Origin of the sequence: Citrobacter sp. Marseille-Q3906, assembly GCF_916618775.1 — a bacterium.
Lineage (GTDB): Bacteria > Pseudomonadota > Gammaproteobacteria > Enterobacterales > Enterobacteriaceae > Citrobacter > Citrobacter murliniae.
This window is the reverse complement of sequence record NZ_CAKAKA010000003.1, coordinates 652,453-674,040: the sequence shown is the minus strand read 5'-3', so window position 1 is coordinate 674,040 and position 21,588 is coordinate 652,453. Positions and strand designations below refer to the sequence as shown.

At 51.5% G+C, this 21,588-nt stretch carries 17 protein-coding genes; 10 read left to right on the top strand and 7 right to left on the bottom strand.

What is annotated here, in order from left to right; translation table 11 throughout:
• Window positions 1-194: 194 nt before the first annotated feature.
• A complete protein-coding gene (cfa, locus tag LG384_RS20615; protein ID WP_045447821.1) occupies window positions 195-1,349 on the bottom strand; it encodes a cyclopropane fatty acyl phospholipid synthase in 1,155 nt (384 codons plus the stop codon).
• A gap of 67 nt (window positions 1,350-1,416) precedes the next feature.
• Between cfa and LG384_RS20610 the strand changes: the two genes are divergently transcribed.
• The gene (locus tag LG384_RS20610; protein ID WP_370637236.1) at window positions 1,417-2,265 is read left to right on the top strand and encodes a helix-turn-helix domain-containing protein; all 849 of its coding nucleotides are present in this window, start codon (window positions 1,417-1,419) and stop codon (window positions 2,263-2,265) included.
• On the opposite strand, the gene LG384_RS20605 is transcribed toward LG384_RS20610, so the two are convergent.
• The gene (locus LG384_RS20605) at window positions 2,259-3,044 is read right to left on the bottom strand and encodes a siderophore-interacting protein (protein WP_225761436.1); all 786 of its coding nucleotides are present in this window, start codon (window positions 3,042-3,044) and stop codon (window positions 2,259-2,261) included. The two genes, LG384_RS20610 and LG384_RS20605, sit on opposite strands and share 7 nt — an antisense overlap.
• Window positions 3,045-3,281: 237 nt before the next feature.
• On the opposite strand from LG384_RS20605, the gene LG384_RS20600 reads away from it, so the two are divergent.
• Window positions 3,282-3,962: a PadR family transcriptional regulator gene (locus LG384_RS20600; RefSeq protein WP_167493935.1), complete on the top strand. Its 681-nt coding sequence runs from the start codon at window positions 3,282-3,284 to the stop codon at window positions 3,960-3,962.
• Between the two features lie 50 nt (window positions 3,963-4,012).
• Here LG384_RS20600 and LG384_RS20595 read toward each other — a convergent pair whose 3' ends face one another.
• Entirely contained in the window at window positions 4,013-5,533 is a 1,521-nt protein-coding gene (locus LG384_RS20595; RefSeq protein WP_225761435.1) for a PAS domain-containing methyl-accepting chemotaxis protein, read from the bottom strand.
• Window positions 5,534-5,963: 430 nt separating this feature from the next.
• On the opposite strand from LG384_RS20595, the gene ygjG reads away from it, so the two are divergent.
• Together ygjG and LG384_RS20585 are read left to right on the top strand one after the other, a co-directional pair.
• Window positions 5,964-7,343 carry a putrescine aminotransferase gene (gene ygjG, locus LG384_RS20590; RefSeq protein ID WP_167493934.1) on the top strand — a complete coding sequence of 460 codons (1,380 nt, stop codon included), beginning with the start codon at window positions 5,964-5,966 and terminating at the stop codon, window positions 7,341-7,343.
• Window positions 7,344-7,568: 225 nt separating this feature from the next.
• A complete protein-coding gene (locus LG384_RS20585) occupies window positions 7,569-9,587 on the top strand; it encodes an FAD-dependent oxidoreductase (RefSeq protein ID WP_225761434.1) in 2,019 nt (672 codons plus the stop codon).
• Window positions 9,588-9,636: 49 nt separating this feature from the next.
• Here the strand turns inward: LG384_RS20585 and rlmG are convergent, their stop codons facing one another.
• Window positions 9,637-10,773: a 23S rRNA (guanine(1835)-N(2))-methyltransferase RlmG gene (gene rlmG, locus LG384_RS20580; RefSeq protein WP_045447841.1), complete on the bottom strand. Its 1,137-nt coding sequence runs from the start codon at window positions 10,771-10,773 to the stop codon at window positions 9,637-9,639.
• Window positions 10,774-10,855: 82 nt separating this feature from the next.
• On the opposite strand from rlmG, the gene LG384_RS20575 reads away from it, so the two are divergent.
• The 4 genes from LG384_RS20575 (at window position 10,856) to sstT (ending at window position 15,154) form a co-directional block, all read left to right on the top strand.
• A complete protein-coding gene (locus LG384_RS20575; RefSeq protein ID WP_225761433.1) occupies window positions 10,856-11,356 on the top strand; it encodes a M48 family metallopeptidase in 501 nt (166 codons plus the stop codon).
• Window positions 11,357-11,428: 72 nt separating this feature from the next.
• Entirely contained in the window at window positions 11,429-12,427 is a 999-nt protein-coding gene (locus LG384_RS20570) for a Gfo/Idh/MocA family protein (protein WP_225761432.1), read from the top strand.
• 270 nt (window positions 12,428-12,697) lie between these two features.
• Window positions 12,698-13,666, top strand: coding sequence for a TerC family protein (locus LG384_RS20565; RefSeq protein ID WP_045447852.1), 969 nt, complete (start codon window positions 12,698-12,700; stop codon window positions 13,664-13,666).
• Between the two features lie 243 nt (window positions 13,667-13,909).
• Window positions 13,910-15,154: a serine/threonine transporter SstT gene (gene sstT / locus LG384_RS20560; protein ID WP_200010041.1), complete on the top strand. Its 1,245-nt coding sequence runs from the start codon at window positions 13,910-13,912 to the stop codon at window positions 15,152-15,154.
• A 16-nt stretch (window positions 15,155-15,170) separates the two neighbouring features.
• Here the strand turns inward: sstT and LG384_RS20555 are convergent, their stop codons facing one another.
• The 3 genes from LG384_RS20555 to uxaC all read right to left on the bottom strand — a co-directional run bounded on the left by LG384_RS20555 (window position 15,171) and on the right by uxaC (window position 18,846).
• Complete coding sequence (locus LG384_RS20555) at window positions 15,171-15,725, bottom strand: YgjV family protein (protein ID WP_048220511.1); 555 nt, start codon at window positions 15,723-15,725, stop codon at window positions 15,171-15,173.
• A gap of 206 nt (window positions 15,726-15,931) precedes the next feature.
• The gene (locus LG384_RS20550) at window positions 15,932-17,419 is read right to left on the bottom strand and encodes a UxaA family hydrolase (RefSeq protein WP_048220510.1); all 1,488 of its coding nucleotides are present in this window, start codon (window positions 17,417-17,419) and stop codon (window positions 15,932-15,934) included.
• A 14-nt stretch (window positions 17,420-17,433) separates the two neighbouring features.
• Window positions 17,434-18,846: a glucuronate isomerase gene (gene uxaC / locus LG384_RS20545; protein WP_225761431.1), complete on the bottom strand. Its 1,413-nt coding sequence runs from the start codon at window positions 18,844-18,846 to the stop codon at window positions 17,434-17,436.
• A 473-nt stretch (window positions 18,847-19,319) separates the two neighbouring features.
• Here uxaC and LG384_RS20540 point away from each other — a divergent pair, with 473 nt between their 5' ends.
• Window positions 19,320-20,621 (top strand): MFS transporter, encoded by a 1,302-nt coding sequence (locus LG384_RS20540; RefSeq protein ID WP_045449797.1) that lies wholly within the window; start codon window positions 19,320-19,322, stop codon window positions 20,619-20,621.
• A 134-nt stretch (window positions 20,622-20,755) separates the two neighbouring features.
• A complete protein-coding gene (gene exuR / locus LG384_RS20535) occupies window positions 20,756-21,532 on the top strand; it encodes a transcriptional regulator ExuR (protein ID WP_045447868.1) in 777 nt (258 codons plus the stop codon).
• The last annotated feature ends 56 nt before the right edge of the window (window positions 21,533-21,588 follow it).

Below are 21,588 nucleotides of genomic sequence, written 5' to 3'. Positions count from 1 at the left end.
AAAAACTCAGGTGGTGAGGTGTGGCGGGTCCGGCTGAAAATTGCCGACGCGTTTCCGTAAGGCCAGGAGAGCCAGCATGAATGCTGGCTCAGGGCGCGCTTTACGGTGAGCGGAACTCGATTCAGGAATCAAATGTTCTCGATAAATGCGACAGGCGTTGGCACGAGTTCGCATGAATCTCTCTACTAACCCTATTAGCGATAAACGCGAATACCGCCCTCGACGCCACGGCTAAACAGTACCTGCCAAAGCTCAATGTCTCGGGCGCGGAAAGCTCCGGCGCATGCGCATAAATAGTAATTGAACATTCTTCTAAAAGTGGCGGAGTAATGTGAAGACAACTCTGGCCATGCCTGATTAAAACGCTGGTGCCAGGCCATCAGCGTTTTATCATAATCACTACCGAAGTTATGCCAGTCCTCCATTACAAACCGCGACTCACTGGCCTCGGCAATATGCGATATCGCCGGTAAACATCCGTTCGGGAAAATATATTTATTGATCCACGGATCTACACTCATCCCTTTTTTATTGCTGCCAATGGTGTGAAGCAGAAAGAGGCCATCAGGTTTTAAACAGCGGTCAGCGATACTGAAATAGGTATCGTAGTTTTTCGGCCCCACATGTTCGAACATCCCCACGGAGACAATACGATCGTAGTGCTTATCAAGGTCACGATAGTCCTGAAGCAGAATGGTGACATCCAGCCCGTCACAGCGCTGCTGCGCCATTTTCTGTTGCTCTTTCGAGATGGTGACACCCTCTACCGCCACGCCATAATGGCGCGCTGCATATTCTGCCAGGCCACCCCATCCGCAACCGATATCCAGTAAACGCATCCCCGGCTTCAGTTGCAACTTCTCGCAGATCATTTTTAATTTGGCATTTTGCGCATCCTCTAATGAGGTCGCATCTTTCCAGTAGCCACAGGAATATTGCATGTACGGATCAAGCATCAGGGCGAAGAGATCATTACCAATATCATAATGCTCTTTGCCGACAATCCAGGCCCGGCTGCGCGACTGCAAATTAAAAAGGCGTGCACTGGCAATGCGTAAAATATCTTTCAGATTGCCCGGCATTTTTTGATCGAGTTTTGCTTTGAGGATCTTGCAGAACAGAATATCGAGCCGTTCGCAGTCCCACCAGCCTTCCATATAGCTTTCGCCAAGCCCTAAAGAACCTTGTTGCAGTACCCGTTTAAAGAAACCGGCATGATGAAGTTGAATATCCCAGGCACGCGAACCATTGATCTGGATATCAGCCTGCTGGAGCAGCTCTTTCCCCATCCGCGTCCAATTATCATTTGTTTCATTTACGATTACAGCATCTGAACAAAGCGTGTCCATGGTCTTTACCAAAAGTGGGCTAATAATTCTTAGGCAAGATTATTATGGAAAACAGAGTGTATGTATTATGATTTGCGGACAAGATCTATCGAGTAGAGGCCACATAACCGGGAGCATTACGTATTTCTTTATGGAAACCATCAAGCATAAACAGTGGAATTCCTTCCCGGATGACTCAATGGCAGAACTGCCGCAGGATGTTTACTTTCGCTCATATGTCCTTGAAGCGAATAACCATGTACCGCAGCACTCACACTCTTTTACCCAGTTTCATTTTGCCCGCAAGGGAAGCATGCGTATTGATGTCGCCGGCAAATGCTGGATAATCCCCGCGCATTATGGAATCTGGATCCCTCATAATATTGAACATGCGGTGTGGGCGCTGGATGATGTTCATTTAGAGAATCTGGATATTAAACCGGACTTTCTGGAGAAACGTATTGATGAGTGTAAAGTGGTCGCCATCAGTGATTTCGCCCGAGAGTTTATTCATTACGCGACCAACTTAATTTCGGGCCATTACGATCGTCAGTCAAAAGAAGGGAAGCTGGTCAGCGTATTGGTCGATATTATTTTGCAGTTACCGGAAGTTGCCTTTGTATTACCCTGGCCACAGGATCGCGAATTAACAAAAATCTGCCGGACAATACAGGAATCCCCCGCGCTGGAGCATTCGTTAGAGTACTGGGCGCAGCATCTCGGCATGTCGCCTCGCACATTTTCGCGCCATTTCAAAAAAGAAACGGGATTACCTTTCAGCGTCTGGAAGCAAAAAATGCGGATTCTGGAATCCGTATTAATGCTTAAAAAAAATAAAAGCGTGACCGCCGCCGCACTCGACGTGGGTTATTCGAGCACCGCGGCATTTAGCTACGCGTTTCGCCAGGCCTTTGGCGTTCCTCCGTCTAATTATTGATCAGCGGCTTTGCGTTGGTGCCAGTAAGCAGCTGCACGTACCAGTTGCTGATCGAACTCCTCGGTTTCAAAGCGGGCACTCAGGTTTTTCACCACTTTTCCTTCGCCTGTTATCCAGATGAAATAATCTTCTGCAGGTACATTTAGTTGCGCCAGCACGTCGTTCACCGCCTGCTCGTTGTGACCGACAAACCACTGGATAGCAAACCCGTCGAGGTGGGAAAGATAATCCTGGCAGGCTGCATCCTGCACGCTCACCAGTGCAGTCACCTCTGGACGCACCGCTAAACGACTCAGCGCTTCCAGGCGGCGGCGCAGAGCAGGCATTCCCGACTCATCACACACGTAAACCTGATACGCATAGTCTTCTGGTACCACCAGAGAACCGCGTGGTCCACCGATTGTCAGCTTGTCACCTTCACGAGCGTTCATCGCCCAGGTACTCGCCACGCCACCATCATGAATGAAGAAATCCAGCGCCAGCTCATGACGCGCTTCATCATACAGCGGCGTGTAATCCCGGGATGCAGGACGGACTCCCTCTGCCCAGACAATGCCCTCATCCGTCACCACTGGCGGCACAAAATGCGTACCCGGTTCAGGAAAAAAGACTTTGGAGTGATCATCAAAACCGCGTGAGCTAAAGCCATCCAGTGCGTCACCGCCAAGAACGATACGCTGAAAACCCGCGCTTATGCGTTCAACGCGCAGGACTGAGAGTTCGCGAAAGCGCAGTTCATTACGAACGCGCTGTGGGTAGCGTGGGGTATTTTTTGTCATTTTTCCGCCTTCGTGAAAATAATACGATATATCTAATTTAATTTTTAAATGATAATGATTGCTAGTTACAAATATTGCAAGCACTTTTTTTGATATAGTCTCGCTCTGCTTATCAGAACGACAACACCGAATTAAAAACTATAAAAATCAATATATTATGATAAATAAAAATAACACTCTTGCAAAGCATCAATTTTTAGATATAAATTAGATATATCTAAATAACATCAGGAGAAGATGATGCAAAACCAACATGAAGGTTGCTGCAAAAATGCAGAACACCAACACGAAGGATGCTGCAAAGGTGAAGGGCATCACCACGAAGGCCATGACACCGAGCATCACCATCAGGGTTGCTGCAAAAGTGAAGAACATCGCCACGAAGGTTGTAACAAAGAGCACCACCACGAGCACGGCTGCGGACATCGCCATGGCCGGGGCGGCGGCGGCCGTCGTCAGCGCTTTTTCGGCCACGGCGAATTGCGCCTGGTGATTCTGGATATTTTGACCCGCGATGCCAGCCACGGCTATGAACTGATCAAAGCCATCGAAACACTGACCCAGGGTAATTACACACCAAGCCCCGGCGTGATTTATCCGACGCTGGATTTTTTGCAGGACCAGGAACTGATTGTCATCAACGATGAAGAAAGCGGACGTAAACAGATAACGATCACCACGCAAGGTCAGCAGTGGCTTGATGAAAACCGTGAGCATTTGGAACATATCCACGAACGCATTAAAGCGCGTTGTGTGGGTTTTGAATTACGTAAAAACCCGCAAATGAAACGGGCGCTGGATAACTTCAAGGCCGTACTGGATCTGCGGGTTAATCATGGTGATACCAGCGATGCGCAGATCAAAAAAATCATCGGTATTATCGATCGTGCCTCACTGGACATCACCCAGTTAGATTAAAACAAACCGGTCAAAAGGCGGAACCCGTTGTTCCGCCTTCACACCTGAGGTTAATGCAGGACCGTTACGGCATCTTCCAGACGCCCGGCACGATGTTTCACCATCGCTGAAATGTGGGCACTCTCTTCGACAAGTTCTGCATTTTTCTGCGTAATGCTGCTCAATTCATTCACCGCGCGAGTCAGGCTGGAAAGCCCATCCGCCTGTTCCAGCGTGGAGTGGCTGATTTGGGCAATCAGTTGGGTAACGTTTTGTACCTGCGCCACAATGTCGTCCATTGTGCGCCCGGCAGCGTGAACCTGATCGGAACCGGACTGCACTTTGTCAGCGCTGGCATCGATCAATTTGCGGATGTCATTCGCCGCACTGGCGCTACGGCTGGCAAGATGGCGTACCTCTCCCGCCACCACGGCGAACCCTTTCCCCTGCTCACCCGCTCGCGCGGCTTCAACCGCTGCGTTCAACGCCAGAATGTTAGTCTGGAAGGCAATATCGTTAATCAGAGTAGTGATAGTGCCGATCCGCTGGGTGCTATTAGCAATATCGTCCATCGTTTTAATGACGGTGTCCATCGCCTCACCACCCTGCGTTGCCGCACTGCTGGCTGCAATGGAGAGCTTGTCGGCAGCGGATGCTGTCGCGGAGTTTTGCTTCACCGACGCCGCCATCTGGTTCATCGTCGTCACCGTTTCCTGCACATTTTCTACCGTCTGTTGCGTGTGCCGGTTCAAATCATCACTGCCTTTTGCCAGCGTTTCGCTGTCGTTACGCACACAGGAAACCTGGCTTGAAACATCATGGATAAGCCAGCGACACATTAATCCCAGTTGCCCCACTGACCGTAACATCAGCCCCAATTCATCGCTGCGGTTAAGGTGCGACACGCTATTGCGCTCTCCGGTCGCGACTTTCAGCGCCTGACGGGCAACATTCTCGATTGGGCGTACAATTTGCCATTCGAAGATCGTCGTTCCAGCCAGCATCACCAGCGCACTCATCAGCAGTAGCGGCCATTCAGCCCCCATCTGCTGCAACGCAACGGCCAGCACGGCAAACATCAATGCCATCACACTACGTACCCGCCAGCGCACCGGAAGCGACGGGAGTTTACCCAGCCAGCCTTTACGCACCACCAGCCCTTTATGAATACGCCTGTTACAACGCCCTTCATTCAGCGCCTTATATAAAGGCTCTACCGCCGCGATCTCTTCATCCGTCGCCCGGGTCCGGATGGACATATACCCGGTAACATGTCCATCCCGCACCATCGGCACCGCGTTGGCTCTCACCCAATAGTGATCGCCATTTTTACGCCGGTTTTTCACAATCCCACTCCACGGCTCGCCCTGCTGCAGCGTGTACCACATATCCGCAAACGCCGCTTTTGGCATATCCGGATGACGAACCAGGTTATGCGGCTTACCGAGCAATTCATTCAGCTGATAGCCGCTGACCTGAACAAAGGTATCGTTCGCATGGGTAATATAGCTTTGTAAATCGGTGGTCGACATGAGGGTGATATCATCATCCAGCGGTGTATTTTGCTGACTAACGTAGGGATGAGAAGACATGGTTGCGTCCTGTGCAGGTTATCTGGTTGTTAACTCTTTCGGCTTATGTTATTTCGGCGCTAATCTTTTTAACTTTAGTTGTTAAATTTGATTTAGATCGCAATTTGCGATTAAACCTCAAAATCTGTATGTTTTCTAATTCATTGATTTAAAATACTTTCGTAACGAAACTATTCAACAACACTTCACTCCACGCACTGCAATAGTGCAATTTTTGCCCACTTTTAGCGCAGTAGGCCACTTTTCCCGTCTGTTTTCTGGCTGTAAACCTGGGCAAAATACCAGCAAATGTTAATGTTTGAGATTAAATGTTGCACAAGCGAGTTATTTCCTGGCGTTTATCCCGATTTTCGTTAAGCGCGCCGGGATGGCGCAATCCCTGCAATACTTAATTCAGTATCATGTGATACGCGAGCTCCGGGAGCATATTTTGAACAGGTTACCTTCCAGCGCATCGGCTCTGGCCTGCAGCGCACACGCACTGAATCTCATTGAGAAGCGAACGCTTGATCATGAGGAGATGAAAGCACTTAACCGAGAGGTGATTGATTACTTCAAAGAGCATGTTAATCCAGGGTTTTTAGAGTATCGAAAATCTGTAACTGCCGGCGGGGATTACGGAGCCGTAGAGTGGCAAGCGGGAAGCCTGAATACGCTTGTCGACACCCAGGGACAGGAGTTTGTCGATTGCCTGGGGGGTTTTGGAATTTTCAACGTGGGGCACCGTAATCCAGTAGTGGTCTCCGCCGTACAGAATCAACTCGCGAAACAACCTCTGCACAGCCAGGAATTGCTTGATCCATTACGAGCCATGCTGGCAAAAACGCTTGCCGCGCTGGCACCCGGAAAGCTGAAATACAGTTTCTTCAGCAACAGTGGGACCGAGTCAGTCGAAGCGGCACTGAAGCTGGCGAAAGCGTACCAGTCACCGCGCGGCAAATTTACGTTTGTTGCCACCAGTGGCGCTTTCCACGGAAAATCGCTGGGCTCGCTGTCCGCCACGGCTAAATCCACCTTCCGTAAACCATTTATGCCGCTGCTGCCGGGCTTCCGTCATGTTCCTTTTGGCGATACTGACGCGATGCGCACCGTACTCAGCGAGTGTAAAAAAACAGGTGACGATGTGGCTGCCGTTATTCTGGAGCCGATTCAGGGTGAAGGCGGAGTGATCCTACCGCCGCAGGGGTATTTGACCGCCGTACGTAAACTCTGCGATGAGTTTGGCGCGCTGATGATCCTCGACGAAGTACAAACAGGCATGGGGCGTACCGGTAAGATGTTCGCCTGCGAACACGAAAACGTGCAGCCCGACATCATGTGTCTGGCAAAAGCGCTGGGCGGCGGTGTAATGCCCATTGGGGCGACAATCGCGACTGAAGAGGTGTTCTCCGTTTTGTTTGATAACCCCTTCCTGCACACCACCACCTTTGGCGGCAACCCGCTTTCCTGTGCAGCGGCGCTGGCAACTATCAATGTTCTGCTGGAGCAAAATTTACCAGCCCAGGCAGAACAGAAAGGCGATATGTTGCTGGATGGCTTCCGACAGCTGGCGCGGGAATACCCGGACCTTGTGCATGACGTACGTGGGAAAGGCATGCTAATGGCGATTGAATTTGTCGATAATGAGATAGGTTACAACTTTGCCAGTGAGATGTTCCGCCAGCGGGTACTGGTGGCCGGAACACTGAATAACGCAAAGACGATCCGTATCGAACCGCCGTTAACATTAACAATCGAGCAATGCGAACTGGTAATACGATCAACGCGCAAAGCCCTGGCTGCATTACGGGTGAGCGTGGAGCAAGTGTGACAGATGCCGGATGGCGGCTACGCCTTCTCCAGCCTACAGCAGCACCATACCGTAGGTCGGAGTAGATGCGTTAGTACTGCCATCCGGCAATTTCTTCGCAGGCATACGCATCTTTTTTGAATCCCATCACAATCACGCCATTCCCCTTTTCCCTTTTACGCAGCGCCAGCTAAATTAGTAACTCATCCGACCACATAACAATAATTTTACATACTGGACACCTTTATGAGCTATCCGTCGCTGTTCGCCCCGCTCGATCTGGGATTCACCACGCTTAAAAACCGTGTGCTGATGGGTTCGATGCATACCGGGCTGGAAGAGTATCCCGATGGTGCAGAACGGCTGGCCGCGTTCTACGCCGAACGCGCCCGCCACGGTGTAGCCCTGATTGTGACCGGGGGTATTGCTCCTGCATTATCTGGCGTCGGTATGGAGGGTGGCGCGACGCTGAACGATACCAGCCAGTTGCCGCACCATCGCATCATTACTGATGCCGTTCACGACGAAGGTGGCAAAATTGCGCTACAAATCCTGCATACCGGGCGCTACAGCTATCAGCCACATCTGGTCGCGCCTTCAGCCATTCAGGCCCCGATCAACCGCTTTACACCGCATGAACTGACCCATGATGAAGTTCTACAACTGATTGAGGATTTTGCTCACTGCGCACAACTGGCGCGGGAAGCAGGTTATGACGGCGTAGAAGTGATGGGTTCGGAAGGGTATCTAATCAACGAATTCCTGACATTGCGCACCAACCAGCGTAATGACGAGTGGGGAGGCGATTATACCAATCGCATGCGTTTTGCTGTGGAGGTTGTTCGGGCGGTACGCCAACGTGCCGGTAATGACTTTATTATTATCTTTCGGCTGTCGATGCTCGACCTGGTGGAAAATGGTGGAACCTTTGACGAAACGGTCCAGCTGGCGCAGGCAATAGAAGAGGTAGGTGCCACCATAATTAATACTGGTATTGGCTGGCATGAAGCACGTATACCTACCATCGCCACGCCGGTTCCACGCGGTGCTTTTAGCTGGGTGACACGTAAGCTGAAAGGCCATGTGACGATCCCATTGGTCACCACGAACCGTATCAACGATCCAACCGTGGCCGACGACATTCTGGCTCGCGGCGATGCCGATATGGTATCGATGGCGCGTCCGTTCCTTGCCGATGCCGAACTTCTTTCAAAAGCACAAACCGGACGAGCGGATGAGATCAATACCTGTATCGGCTGCAACCAGGCCTGCCTGGATCAGATCTTCGTTGGCAAAGTCACTTCCTGCCTGGTGAACCCACGCGCTTGCCATGAAACCAAAATGCCGATCCTTCCGGCCACTCAACTGAAAAACCTGGCGGTTGTCGGTGCTGGCCCTGCGGGGCTCGCCTTTGCCATTAACGCTGCTGCACGTGGGCATCACGTGACGCTGTTCGATGCGCATGGTGAGATCGGCGGACAGTTTAATATCGCCAAACAGATCCCCGGCAAAGAAGAGTTTTATGAAACGCTGCGCTACTACCGCCGAATGATCGACGTGACCGGCGTGACGCTGAAACTGAATCATTTTGTCACCGCACACGATCTGCACGCATTTGATGAAGTGATCCTCGCCAGTGGGATCGAGCCACGCATGCCGCCGATCGACGGTATTGATCACCCAAAAGTGTTGACCTATCTTGACGTCCTGCGCGATAAAGCGCCGGTGGGCAAACGCGTCGCGATTATTGGCTGCGGTGGGATCGGTTTTGATACCGCCATGTATCTGAGCCAACCGGGCTCCCCTACCAGTCAAAATATTGCTGAATTCTGTGTGGAATGGGGGATCGACACCAGTCTGCAACAGGCAGGCGGTTTACGCCTGGAAGGGCCGCATTTATCCCGCAGCCCACGTCAGATAGTCATGTTGCAACGCAAGGCCAGTAAACCAGGACAAGGCTTAGGTAAAACAACGGGCTGGATCCATCGCGCCACCCTGCTTTCACGCGGCGTAAAAATGATCCCATCAGTGAGCTATCAAAAGATCGACGATGACGGACTGCACGTACTGATCAACGGTGAACCGCTGATCTTCGACGTGGATCATGTGGTGATCTGCGCCGGTCAGGAACCCAAACGCGAACTGGTCGATCCGCTGAATGCGGCAGGTAAAACGGTGCATCTGATTGGCGGGTGCGATGTGGCGATGGAACTGGATGCCCGACGCGCTATTGCGCAAGGCACCAGGGTAGCGCTGGAGATTTAAGCTTTTGTCGGCCGGATACGGCATTTACGCCGCCATCCGGCACTCGAATTTAGCGGCGGCGGCCCGTTTTAACCGCTTTCAACACCACAAATTTGTTGTTAGTGGCGATGGTGACGCAGTTGCCAAAAATCTTCTTCAGCTTGTGGAAGTAATCCAGGTGGCGGTTGGCCACGATATACAGCTCACCGTTGATCTTCAGGCAGCGGCGGGCATGGTGAAACATCTCCCAGGCGATGTTATCAGTCAGCGCATGTTTCTGGTGGAACGGCGGGTTACACAGTACGGCGTTAAAACGGAAAGGTTCCACGCCAGAGAGCGCGTTGTTGATCATAAACTCACAGCGATCCAGCGCTTCAGGCATGTTGGTTTCAACGTTCAGACGGCTTGATGCCACTGCCATTGGCGATTCATCAACAAACACTACGCTCGCTTGCGGGTTTTTCTCCAGCAATGTCAGGCCAATCACGCCGTTACCACAGCCGAGATCGACAATTTCGCCTTCCAGATTTTCCGGCAGATGCTCAATAAAGAAACGCGCGCCAATATCCAGTCCGGTGCGTGAAAACACGTTAGCGTGGTTGTGGATAGTCCAGTCGGTGCCTTCCAGCTTCCAGCTTAACGTTTGTGAGGCTTCAGCCAGCTCAGGATTGCTAAAGGTACAGTTGATCAGACGGGCTTTTTTCCATGCCAGCGTCGTGGTGGTTGGGCCTAATACCTTTTCAAACAGCTCCAGCGTCGAGGTGTGGATATCACGCGCTTTCGCACCAGCGATGATCCGCGTTTGCGGCGTAACAACCTCACGCAGTGCACGCAGTTGCTGTTCCAGCAGAGCCATTGTTTTTGGCAGCTTAATCAGCACCACACCCGGTGCTTGCGGGTATTCAGCGGTACTATCAAGAAACTTGACGCTGGATTCCGCGATATCGTTGTGACGCAGGTTTTCACGCGTCGCCAGCTCGCTTAAATAGGAGTCGCCAATGCTGTAAGGTGTATGTTCCGCCAGCGCACAGCCCAGCGCGCCGAAAGTATCATTCAGGATAATCACCGGGCCGCTAATCTCGGTATCATCCAGCTGTTGCAGCAGATATTCATCTGCAGCTTCCCACGCCAGCAGCGGGTTAACGTCATCCGTTTCCGGGAAACGTTTAAGTGACAGCGAACGGAAACCGTTGTCTATGTGGCTCATCGGCCCTCCTGAATGGTAAAATTTCGGCGTATCCCTGAAAAGGGTGCGTGAGTATACACTTTTATGATTTGCGTGGACATGAATGAACCAACTAACTTATCTCCAGGGCTACCCGGAACACCTGCTGGCCCAGGTTCGCACGTTAATTAGCGAGCAGCGGCTGGGCGCAGTGCTGGAAAAACGCTATCCGGGCACACATGATTTCGCGACCGACAAAGCGCTCTGGCAATATACTCAGGATCTGAAAAGTCAGTTTCTGCGTAATGCCCCACCGCTCAATAAAGTGATGTATGACAGTAAGATCCACGTGCTAAAGAATGCGCTTGGGTTGCATACTGCAGTGTCGCGCGTACAGGGCGGCAAGCTAAAAGCCAAAGCAGAGATCCGCGTCGCAACCGTGTTTCGCACCGCCCCGGAGCCATTTCTGCGCATGATCGTCGTCCATGAACTGGCACACCTGAAAGAAAAAGAGCACGACAAAGCGTTTTACCAACTGTGCCGCCATATGGAACCTCAGTATCATCAACTGGAGTTCGATACCCGTTTGTGGTTAACGCAACAATCACTCAAGCAAACTGCGTAGTAGCGCACTGGCATTGACCGCAAGGCATGCTAAATTGGCGAAAGGATCCCTTTTCTCAGCCTGAAGGCCTTTATGATACGTTTCGCAGTGATTGGCACAAACTGGATCACCCGCCAGTTTGTGGATGCCGCCCATGAAACCGGCAAATATAAGTTAACCGCTGTTTATTCCCGTAGCCTTGAACAGGCACAAACCTTCGCCAACGATTATCTCGTCGAGCATCTGTTTACCTCACTGGAAGCAATGGCACAAAGCGACGCGATCGACGCTGTATATATTGCCAGCCCAAATTCTCTACACTTTCCGCAGACAGAGCTGTTTCTGACGCACAAAAAGCATGTGATTTGCGAAAAACCGCTGGCATCAAATCTGACTGAAGTCGATGCCGCAATCGCCTGCGCGCGCGAAAATCAGGTCGTGCTGTTTGAAGCGTTCAAGACCGCCAGCCTGCCCAATTTCCTGCAGTTGCAGCAATCCCTGCCAAAGGTGGGAAAAATCAGGAAGGCGTTTATCAATTACTGCCAGTACTCGTCGCGCTACCAGCGTTACCTGGACGGTGAAAATCCGAACACGTTTAATCCGGCGTTCTCTAATGGCTCGATTATGGATATCGGTTTTTACTGTCTGGCCTCAGCGATTGCGCTTTGGGGTGAGCCACAAAGTGTGCAGGCCAGCGCCAGTCTGCTGGATAGCGGCGTCGATGCCCACGGCGTTGTGGTACTGAACTACGGTGATTTTAGCGTCACCTTGCAGCATTCCAAAGTGAGCGACTCTGCGCTGGACAGTGAAATTCAGGGCGAATCGGGATCTCTGGTTATTGAGAAAATCTCTGAGTGCCAGAAGGTGTGCTTTGTTCCACGTGGCGGTAAAACGCAGGATCTTACTGTGCCTCAACACATCAATACTATGCTTTATGAGGCAGAGGTTTTTGCTCATCTGGTAGAAACTGGCGAAGTGGATCACCCGGCACTGGCCGTCAGCCGTATTACCGCTAAACTGCAAACGGAAATTCGTCGTCAGACTGGCGTCATCTTCCCTGCAGACCATGCGGGTACATCGCTGACTGCGTAAAATTATGTAAAACAGATGTTACAGGCCATTGACTGAATACGTGGCCTGTAATACTTTGTTACCCGCAAAGGGGAGTAACTTCGTTGTCGGTTGATCGTCATTACGATGTGTGAAAAACCACATCCGGTCACCGGGCGATAACAAAGGAATACGCTACCGTATTCCTTTGTTGTTGTAAGTGAGACCTTGCCGAATGGCAAGGTCTATGCATAAAAAGCAGCGGCTAACGTCATTCGGCGTTGGCCGTTTTTTTATGCATGGGGAAATATAATGAATACTGTCGGCACACCGTTGTTATGGGGTGGCTTCGCTGTTGTGGTGGTGATTATGCTGGCCATCGACCTGCTGCTGCAGGGCCGTCGTGGCGCGCATACGATGTCAATGAAGCAGGCGGCTGTCTGGTCAATCGTCTGGGTAACACTGTCGTTACTGTTTAACGCCGCATTCTGGTGGTATCTGGCTGAAACCCAGGGCCGTGCCGTCGCCGATCCACAGGCTCTGGCGTTCCTTACCGGCTATTTGATCGAGAAATCGCTGGCGGTTGATAACGTCTTTGTCTGGCTGATGCTGTTCAGTTACTTCTCCGTACCGCCGGCGCTACAACGTCGGGTACTGGTCTATGGTGTACTGGGCGCGATTGTCCTGCGTACGATTATGATCTTCGCCGGCAGCTGGCTTATCGCCCAATTCGAATGGCTACTGTATGTGTTCGGTGCGTTCCTGCTGTTTACCGGTGTGAAAATGGCGCTGGCAAAAGAGGATGCTTCCGGCATTGGCGACAGGCCGTTAGTTCGCTGGCTGCGCGGTCATTTACGCATGACCGATACCATCGAGAACGAGCATTTCTTCGTACGTAAAAACGGCCTGCTGTTCGTAACGCCGCTGATGCTGGTACTGATTCTGGTTGAGCTGAGCGATGTGATTTTTGCCGTCGACAGTATTCCAGCCATCTTTGCCGTCACCACGGACCCGTTCATCGTGCTGACCTCTAACCTGTTTGCGATCCTTGGTCTGCGCGCAATGTACTTCCTACTGGCTGGTGTGGCGGAGCGTTTCTCCATGCTGAAATACGGTCTGTCTGTCATTCTGGTATTTATCGGTATCAAGATGCTGATCGTTGATTTCTACCATATCCCTATCGCTATCTCGTTAGGCGTGGTGTTCGGTATTCTGTTTGTGACGCTGATTGTAAATGCGTGGGTCAACCACCAGCACGATAAAAAACAGCAAATGCAGTAACGTTCATCCAGCTATCTGACAAGGCCCGATGCGCACTGTACGCGTCGGGCTTTTTGTTTAACATGTCATCAAAATGTTAATTCAAAGTTATAAAATATGATCTCGCCGCGAAATCAAGGATAATTCTCTTCCGCAACCTCTTTCTTTCCTTATACTCAGCTATGCAAACATTTGCCTCATTCTGAAAGATGCGTCGACTGAACGCACAAAGACCGGGCAACAACACAATGAAAGGATTATGAAATGACTACGCAACGTTCATCGGGGCTGATCTCGCGTTTGGCGCAAGGGAGCCTGGTTAAACAAATTTTGGTGGGTTTAATACTGGGGATTTTGCTGGCGCTGATCTCAAAACCATCGGCAGAAGCCGCTGGCTTATTAGGAACTCTGTTCGTCGGCGCATTAAAAGCCGTCGCCCCAATCCTGGTTCTGATGCTGGTAATGGCCTCTATCGCTAACCACCAGCATGGACAAAAAACCAATATCCGTCCCATTCTGTTTCTCTACCTGCTCGGTACATTTTCTGCGGCATTAGCCGCCGTCGTGTTCAGCTTCGCTTTCCCGTCCACACTGCATCTTTCCAGTAGTGCGAACGATATTGTGCCGCCATCAGGTATTGTCGAAGTCATGCGTGGTCTGTTGATGAGCATGGTTTCTAACCCGATTGATGCTCTGCTCAACGCGAACTATATCGGTATTCTGGTATGGGCTGTCGGGCTGGGTTTTGCACTGCGCCACGGTAATGACACGACCAAAAATCTCGTCAACGATATGTCCAATGCCGTTACTTTTATGGTGAAACTGGTGATTCGTTTCGCGCCGATCGGGATTTTTGGTCTGGTTTCTTCCACTCTGGCAACCACCGGTTTTGCAACGCTTTGGGGCTACGCACAACTGCTGGCCGTGCTGGTCGGGTGTATGTTGTTGGTGGCGCTGGTAATTAACCCGCTGCTGGTGTTCTGGAAAATTCGCCGTAACCCATACCCGCTGGTACTGGCTTGTCTGCGTGAAAGCGGTGTTTATGCATTCTTCACCCGCAGTTCAGCCGCCAATATTCCGGTGAATATGGCGCTGTGCGAGAAGCTGAATCTGGACCGGGATACCTACTCTGTTTCTATCCCGCTCGGGGCAACCATCAATATGGCGGGGGCAGCAATTACCATCACCGTCCTGACGCTGGCGGCGGTCAATACGCTGGGGATCCCTGTTGATTTACCGACAGCATTGTTACTTAGCGTGGTGGCTTCACTCTGTGCCTGCGGCGCATCAGGCGTGGCGGGTGGTTCTCTGCTGCTGATCCCACTGGCGTGCAATATGTTTGGTATCCCGAATGATATCGCCATGCAGGTGGTTGCCGTCGGCTTTATCATCGGTGTATTACAGGACTCCTGTGAAACCGCACTGAACTCATCAACAGATGTATTGTTTACCGCCGCAGCTTGCCAGGCTGAAGACGAGCGTCTGGCAAACAACGCCCTGCGTGGCTAACCTCTCCTCCCCTCCGTCATCGTGCGGAGGGGTTTTCTTGCTGTACGCTTTTTTCAATTTTGAAGGGATCGATTCCGCGTTTTTGCATGCGTCTGAAACGAATAATGTTCAGGCCGTTCATCACCAGAAAACTTCCTTCAATCATCGTGCCGCCAATTGATCCCAGCCAGAAATTGTGAATAACCCAGCAGGCTGTTGCGCACCACATGACACAGCGGACGGTTAAACCTTTACAGCGAAACAGCGCCCAGGTGCTGGCCAGCGTACCGACAATAGGGAGAAGCTCCATTGCGTGCTGTAATTTCGCCAGCCCCAGAACCAGCGTAAGGATAATGAAAAGGGTCATCACCCACAGTTTACGGGTGCGCATCGAGACAAGCGTTCGAATGGTGTTAAGCTCTGCGCTCATCCCCGCCGGATACGCTCCCATCAGGAAGAAATGCACGCCGATAGTGGCACTATAGACAGCAAGCTGCAGCCTGAATCGGCGCTCATCGCGGTTGAAGAAAGTGGTAATGCCGATCAGAAAGGCGATGACACCTACGCCCTGGGCCAGCCAATACGCGGTCATGGAAGATCCTTGTCAGGAAACACAAAAACAAACGGCGCTCCATATTATGAAACGCCGTTTTTTTAATCCAGTCGAGATTAATTACCCAAAAGATTTCGTTCTACCTCAAGGTGGCAAGTTCAGGTATCCCCCGGAGCTTACTGAAGTAAGTGACCGGGGTGAGTGAACACAGCCAACACCATCGTGGTGCGAAAGATGAAGGATAATTACAGCGTTACGCCACTCTTAAAGATAGCCAGCTCACGGAAGTCATTACGCTCGTTACAGGTCTGTTTGCCGTTAGCAAACTCAACGATCGTGTCGACAAACTCGTTCAGCAACTGAGGCATGGCCTTACCGTGGATAAGTTGTCCGGCGTCAAAATCAATCCAGTGCTTTTTCTTCGCAGCCAGCTCACTGTTAGTGGCGATTTTTACCGTTGGAACAAAACCACCGTAAGGCGTACCGCGACCAGTGCTGAACAACACCATATGACAGCCTGCGCCCGCCAGTGCGCTGGTCGCAACGGCATCATTGCCCGGAGCACTTAACAGATTCAGGCCGTGTGTTTTAAGACGTTCGCCGTAACGCAGTACATCCACGACTTTACTGGAACCCGCTTTCTGGGTGCAGCCCAGCGATTTATCTTCCAGCGTGGTAATCCCACCCGCCTTGTTACCCGGCGATGGGTTCTCATAGATCGGCTGGTTGTGGGCAATGAAGTACTGTTTGAAGTCATTGACCATCATCACCAGCTTCTCGAAGGTCGCCTCGTCGCGGCAATGATCCATCAGCAGTTGCTCAGCACCGAACATTTCCGGCACTTCGGTCAGTACAGTCGTACCGCCGTTAGCAATGACGTAGTCGGAAAAACGCCCCAGCATCGGGTTAGCGGTAATGCCAGACAAGCCGTCCGACCCGCCGCACTCCAGACCAAACTTCAGCTCGCCCAGTTTACCCGGCTCGCGCTTATCATTACGCATCACGTTGTACAACTGACGAAGATGTTCGATCCCGGCTTCCACTTCATCTTCCTGATGTTGGCAGACCATGAAATGGACGCGCTCTGGATCGAACTCGCCCAGCGTTTCACGGAAGGCATCAACCTGGTTGTTTTCACAACCAAGGCCAACCACCAGCACCGCGCCCGCGTTCGGATGACGCACCATATTTTGCAGCATAGTTCGGGTGTTAATATGATCATCGCCCAGTTGCGAACAGCCGTAGGTATGACTAAAGAGATGAACCCCGTCAATGCCTTCAGCATCGTTAGTCTCTTTCAGGAAACGAGTTTGCATCTGACGCGCCATGGCGTTGACACAGCCAACAGTCGGCAGGATCCACAGTTCGTTACGCACCCCGACATCGCCATTGGCCCGGCGGTAGATCTGCACATCGCGATCCGCCGGTTGTGCTTCTGGCTCCTGAAAGTCGGGTTGATAGCTGTATTCATCCAGATCGCTCAGATTGGTACGCGTATTGTGAGCATGAATATGCTCACCCGCTGCGATATCCGCCAGAGCATGGCCGATCGGCAAGCCGTATTTAATGACGTTCTCACCCTGCGCAATATCGCTCAGTGCAAATTTATGTCCACGTACAACATCCTGTCGTAGCGTTACGGTATGGTTATCGACACTTACCTGCGTACCTTGCGCCAGGTCTGCCAGCGCGACCGCAACGTTATCCAACGTATGGATCTTGATGTATTGCATATCAACCCCGGACCTTAGTTCAGTTCAATGGCGAAGTAGTCGCGCGCATTGTTGAAGCAGATATTTCTGACCATTTCACCCAGCAACTGGATATCTGCCGGAGCTTCACCAGCGGCAACCCAACGACCAATCATCTGGCACAGGATGCGGCGGAAATACTCATGGCGTGTGTATGACAGGAAGCTACGGCTGTCAGTCAGCATGCCGACAAAGCGGCTCAGCAGGCCGAGCTGGGCCAGTTGCGTCATCTGACGCTCCATCCCGTCTTTCTGATCGTTAAACCACCATCCGGAACCGAACTGCATTTTGCCCGGCATACCTTCACCCTGGAAGTTACCAATCATAGTGCCGAGCACTTCGTTATCGCGCGGGTTCAGGCAGTACAGGATCGTTTTGGGCAGCAGGTTTTCTTCGTTCTGCTTGCTCAGCAGTTTGGAGAGTTCTTCTGCAACAGGACGATCATTGATGGAGTCAAAGCCTACATCCGGCCCCAGCAGTTTGAACTGACGCAAGTTGTTATTACGCAGCGCGCCAATGTGGTACTGCTGTACCCAACCGCGGCGTGCATACTCAGCGCCAAGGAACACCAGTACAGCCGTTTTAAACTGAGCCACTTCATGCTCGCTCAGGGTTTCACCCGCCAGGCGACGGGCCAGAATGCTATCCAGTTCGGATTCGTTAGATTCCGCAAACAGCACCACGTCGAGGGCGTGGTCAGACACTTTACAGCCGTGAGCAGCAAAGTGATCCAGACGTTTAGTCAACGCGGTCTGCAGATCGGTAAAGCGGCGAATGTCAGTGTCAGACACTTCACCCAGCTTCGCCATATAGTCGTTAAAGGTCGCCTGTTCAATATTGAAGGCTTTATCCGGACGCCAGCTCGGCAGCACTTTGATAGCAAAGGTGCTGTCTTTTGCGACTGAGGCGTGATGCTCCAGCGAGTCAATCGGATCGTCGGTGGTACCCACCATTTTCACGTTCATCTGCTGCATGATACCGCGCGCGGAAAATGTATCCTGCGCCAGCAATTCATTGCATTGATTCCAGATTTCATCCGCCGTAGCAGGTGAGAGCAGCTTACCTGTAATACCAAATGGACGGCGCAGTTCAAGATGCGTCCAGTGGTAGAGCGGGTTACCAATAGTGTGCGGCACAGTTGCTGCCCAGGCATCAAACTTTTCACGATCGGACGCATCGCCGGTACACAGGCGTTCAGCGACGCCGTTGGTACGCATAGCACGCCATTTATAGTGGTCGCCCTTCAGCCAGATGTCATACAGGTTGTTGAAACGGTAGTTTTCCGCGATTTGTTGCGGCGGCAAATGGCAGTGGTAATCGAAGATTGGCTGGTCTTTAGCGTAATCATGATAGAGACGGCGGGCAAATTCGGTATCCAGCAGAAAATCTTCAGTCATAAACGGGGTCATTATCGTCTTCCTCTCAGCGAGTGCGTCAGATTGCTTATGTTTTGATGTTGTCAAAGTTATCACACCAATTTCCATATACTGAAGATATTTTCGTGAGTTAGATCAACTAATGATGACAAAAAAATTACTCTCAAAGAGGTAAATCGTGCGCCAGACCGCTCCAGCACTGGCTTTGCTGAATCGAAATAATGACCACACGAAGATTCACACTTTTGTGATGGCACTCACCTTTTAAAGCTGTATGACAAGTTATCTTTTTGCCGTCGCAATACATAAGCCGACGGAATGCAAATTACCGATGGTCCACCATCGGATTGACCGGTACGGAAACCGAATTAGCAAGATTATTTACATGGCAAAGTTCGGGGAGTACCGGTTTTTATCGGTTACGCCCTTCGTAAAAGAACATCCTCCGCCCTACACAGGAAGATGACCGCGCTTCTTGCGGAAATAACAAAACGATGAGGTTTTACATGCGTAAAATTAAAGGGTTACGTTGGTACATGATAGCACTGGTGACGCTTGGCACCGTGCTGGGTTATCTGACGCGTAACACTGTGGCGGCAGCTGCGCCAACTCTGATGGAAGAGTTACACATCTCCACTCAACAGTACTCCTATATCATCGCAGCGTATTCTGCTGCTTACACCGTTATGCAACCCGTCGCTGGCTATGTTCTGGATGTACTCGGGACAAAAGTGGGCTACGCGATGTTCGCCGTTCTGTGGGCCGTCTTCTGTGGTGCAACTGCACTGGCCGGAAGCTGGGGTGGTCTGGCACTCGCGCGAGGCGCTGTCGGTGCCGCTGAAGCCGCGATGATCCCTGCGGGTCTGAAAGCCAGCTCTGAATGGTTCCCTGCAAAAGAGCGTTCTATTGCAGTTGGTTACTTTAACGTCGGATCTTCTATTGGTGCGATGATCGCTCCGCCGCTGGTAGTCTGGGCGATTGTCATGCACAGCTGGCAGATGGCGTTCATTATCTCTGGTGTTCTGAGCTTCATCTGGGCCATGTCCTGGCTTGTCTTCTATAAACATCCTCGCGATCAGAAAAAACTGTCTGATGAAGAGCGCGATTACATCCTCAACGGTCAGGAATCACAGCATAAAAACAGCACCGCGAAGAAAATGTCGCTCGGCCAGATCCTACGTAACCGTCAGTTCTGGGGTATTGCGCTGCCGCGTTTTCTGGCAGAACCAGCCTGGGGTACCTTTAACGCCTGGATCCCACTGTTCATGTTTAAAGTCTACGGCTTTAACCTGAAAGAGATTGCGATGTTCGCCTGGATGCCAATGCTGTTTGCCGATCTGGGTTGTATCGTCGGGGGATATTTGCCGCCGCTGTTCCAGCGCTGGTTCGGTGTGAACCTGATCGTTTCACGTAAAATGGTCGTCACCATGGGGGCATTCCTCATGATTGGCCCAGGGATGATTGGTCTGTTCACCAGCCCGTACGTTGCTATCGCCCTGCTGTGCGTCGGCGGTTTTGCTCACCAGGCACTGTCCGGTGCGCTGATTACCCTCTCTTCTGACGTGTTTGGCCGTAATGAAGTGGCAACCGCGAATGGTCTGACCGGTATGTCTGCCTGGCTTGCGAGTACCCTGTTTGCGCTGGTCGTTGGCGCCCTGGCTGACACCATTGGCTTTAGCCCACTGTTTGCCGTGCTGGCAGTATTTGACCTGCTCGGTGCGCTGGTTATCTGGACGGTGTTGCAAAACAAACCGGCCAGCGAGATAGACTCGGGGCCACAAACTAACAACCCCGCGACGCAAAGTTAACCTGACGCTTTTTAGCAAGGTTATAAATTGCAAAGCCGCCAGCTAACTGGCGGCTTTTTTATCGTCGCGAGTAGAGCCATAGTCGCAAAAGTGGTATAACAAATATAGTCTGCCGTATCATGCCTGGAGCGCATATGGAAATCACCGAACCACGACGTTTGTATCAACAACTTGCTGCTGATCTTAAAGAACGCATTGAGCAGGGCGTCTATCTGGTGGGCGATAAACTTCCCGCCGAACGCTTTATCGCCGATGAAAAAAATGTCAGCCGCACCGTGGTCCGTGAAGCCATCATCATGCTCGAGGTTGAAGGCTACGTTGAAGTGCGTAAAGGGTCGGGGATCCACGTCATCTCTAACCAGCCAAAACACTATGTCGCGCCGGATGAAAGCCTGGAGTTTGCCAGCTATGGTCCCTTTGAGCTTCTCCAGGCTCGCCAGCTCATTGAGAGCAACATTGCTGAGTTTGCCGCGACCCAGGTGACCAAGCAGGACATCATGAAACTGGTGGAAATCCAGGAGAAGTCGCGTAACGAGAAAAGCTTCCGTGACTCTGAGTGGGATCTCCAGTTCCATGTGCAGGTCGCGCTGGCAACGCAGAACACCGCTCTGGCCGCCATTGTTGAAAAGATGTGGACTCAGCGCGTACACAACCCCTACTGGAAGAAATTGCACGATCACATCGATCTCCGCACGGTAGATAACTGGTGTGATGACCATGACCAGATCCTGCGGGCATTAATCCGTAAAGATCCTCATGCGGCCAAACTGGCGATGTGGCAACACCTTGAGAACACGAAGCAGATGCTGTTCAACGAAACCAGCGATGATTTTGAATTCAACGCTGACCGTTATCTTTTCACGGAAAATCCGGTCGTTCATCTGGATACCGCCGCGAACGCAGCAAAATAAACGCTCTTATATTCACAGGCGCATCAGGGCGGTGCCTGTGAATAACGCTCGGTAAG